At 75.2% G+C, this 2,335-nt stretch carries 2 protein-coding genes and 1 pseudogene; all 3 read left to right on the top strand.

Annotation, left to right across the window (positions count from 1 at the left end; translation table 11 throughout):
* The coding region (locus tag DW299_RS06430) for an SDR family oxidoreductase (protein ID WP_136036088.1) at positions 1-705 on the top strand (705 nt) is incomplete at its 5' end.
* A gap of 12 nt (positions 706-717) precedes the next feature.
* Positions 718-1,347 (top strand): ABC transporter ATP-binding protein, encoded by a 630-nt coding sequence (locus DW299_RS06425; RefSeq protein ID WP_136036087.1) that lies wholly within the window; start codon positions 718-720, stop codon positions 1,345-1,347.
* Positions 1,344-2,335, top strand: a pseudogene (locus DW299_RS06420) (hypothetical protein); the annotation flags it as partial. The gene DW299_RS06425 and the pseudogene DW299_RS06420, both read left to right, overlap by 4 nt.

Genomic DNA, 2,335 nt, shown 5'->3' with positions numbered 1-2,335 from the left:
GCCGGCCGCGTGGACGGCGTCGTCGCGGCGGCCGGCATCGGCGCACCGCGGGTGGAGACCGTGGCCCTCAACTACTTCGGCGCCGTCGCCGTCCTGGAGGACCTGCGGCCGCTTCTCGCCCGGTCAGCCGCCCCCGCCGCCGCCGTCGTGTCCTCGTCGTCGACGCTGAACCGCGGGAGCGGGGCACTGGTGCGGGCGTGCCTGCGGGGCGATGAGGCGACCGCGCGGCGCGTGGCCGCAAGGCTCATCCGCACGCGCCGCGGCAGCCAGCTCTACCGCTCCAGCAAGATCGCTCTCAACCAGTGGATCCGGACCGCCTCCGTGCGGCCGGAGTGGGCGGGTCGCGGCATTGTCGTGAACGCGGTCGCACCGGGGATCATCGCCACGGAACTGGTGATGCGGAACTGGGAGCGCGAGCGGCGCCTGCTGGAGACGGCGCTGCCGCAGCCGCTGGGGGCACCGGGGCCGGTCGCATCCGTCGCCGCCCTGCTCGCCCATGCCGTGTCCGCCGAGAACCGCTTTCTGACCGGCCAGGTCATCTACTGTGACGGCGGGACCGATGCCCTGACGCGGGGCACCCGACCGCAGCGGATCTTCCTGCGCTACCGCCCCCGCGAGATCCGCACACTGCTGCGGGAGTCGCGCCGGCTCAGCGCGCCGCCGTCGCCGACCCGCCCGGACCCCGCTCGGGGGGCGGGCAGCTGAAAGGATGTGTCCATGATCGAGGTGGACGGTGTCACGGTGCACACGGGCGACCTGACCCTCCTCCCGGCCGTCACAGTGTCCGCGCAGCGGGGCTCCGCGCTGGTGATCCGCGGGGCGAACGGCTCGGGCAAGTCGACGCTGCTGCGCGTGCTGGCGGGCACCCGCATGCCCTCGCACGGCCGTGTCCGCATCGACGGAGAGCCGGTGGCGCCGCGTGATCCCGGGTTCCGCCGCCGCGTCGCCGCGATGATCGGCCTGCCGCCGACCGCGCCCGACCTCACGGTGTTCGAGCACGCCCTCCTGGTGGCGACGACGTGGACGGCCGATGCCGCCGGCGCCGCGGAGCAGGCGCGGCGCGTGCTCGCCGAGCTCGGGCTCACCCCCCTCGAGCAACGTTTCCCCCACGAGCTGTCGTCCGGTCAGACGCAGCTGTTCGGCATCGCGCTCGTGCTCGCGCGGCCGTTCGAGGTGCTGATCCTCGACGAGCCGGAGCAGCGCCTCGACCCTGAGCATCTGGAGACGATGATCGGCGTGCTGCGGGCGCGCCGCGCCGACGGTGCCGCCGTGGTCGTGTCGACGCACAGCCCCACGCTCGCGGAGGCGATCGCCGACCAGACGCTCTGGCTGGACGCGGCAGCGTGAGCACCCGCGTCACCGCGGCCGTGCGGGTCTGGCGTTCTCGGAGCGCCCGCACCCGCGCCGACCACGCGTACGCCGCGTACCTCGGGCTCCTGGTGGCGCTGGTGGCGGTCGTCCCCCTCGTCCGCGCGGCGTGGCTGGGTCTGACCGGTCCGCAGGCGACGCTCGCGCTCACCTCGGGCGAAGCGCCTGGCGCGACCGTCGCGATCGTCGCCGGGCTGTGGGGCGGGGCCCTGCTCTGTGGCCCGAAGAGGGGACCGGCACTGCGGGCACCGTTCCTGACGCATGCCCTCGCCTCCGCCGAGCTCGCCCGCGCGGACGTGTTCCGTGGTCCGGTGCTGCGGGCCGGCGTCGTCGTCGCGACCCTGACCACCGCGTCGGCGGCGATGGTGGGCCTTGCCGTGGCCGCGAGCCATGGAACCGGGATGCTCGATGTCACCGTGTTCGTCGTGGCGGGCGCGCTGGTCGGCGTCATCGCGACGATCCTGTGGCTGATCGGCCAGGTGTTTCCTCGCGCGGCGTTGCCGGGTGCGGCGGCGGTCGTCGCCCTCGGCGCCGCGACCACGGCCACACCGGGTCTGCGGCCGTTCACGCCCTGGGGCTGGGCCGGGCTCGCGTTCCCCGCCGGCGACGCACTTTCCGCGCTCGCCGCGCTGGTCGCGCTGAGCGCGCTGGCCACCGGGCTGTCCGCGACGGTGCCGATGCTGCTGGATCGGCTGGAGCTCACCGACCTGCTCGCCCAGTCGCTGCGCTGGGACTCGGCGACCGTGCGGGCGACGGGGATGGACTTCGGGGCCGCGGCCGCGGTCTACCGGACTCCCCCGCGGGTCGGTCGACGGCTTCGTGCCGTGCGGCCGCACCGATGGTCCGCGGTCGTGGTGCTGCGCAGCGACGCGATCGGAGCCGTGCGCACGCCCGGTCGGCTCCTCCTCGGTGTGGTCGCCGTTGCCGGCGCCGGCGTGCTGGGCGCGTTCGCCGTGGGCGCGTCGGC

The organism is Microbacterium sp. K35 (genome assembly GCF_004794375.1).
Classification (GTDB): domain Bacteria; phylum Actinomycetota; class Actinomycetes; order Actinomycetales; family Microbacteriaceae; genus Microbacterium; species Microbacterium sufflavum.
Note: the sequence above shows the minus strand (reverse complement) of the source record. Positions and strands in the feature narration are given on the sequence as shown.

Excerpts from the sequence above, each read along its gene's own strand:
- DW299_RS06425 (WP_136036087.1), top strand. The coding sequence starts at position 718 with ATGATCGAGGTGGACGGTGTCACGGTGCACACGGGCGACCTGACCCTC.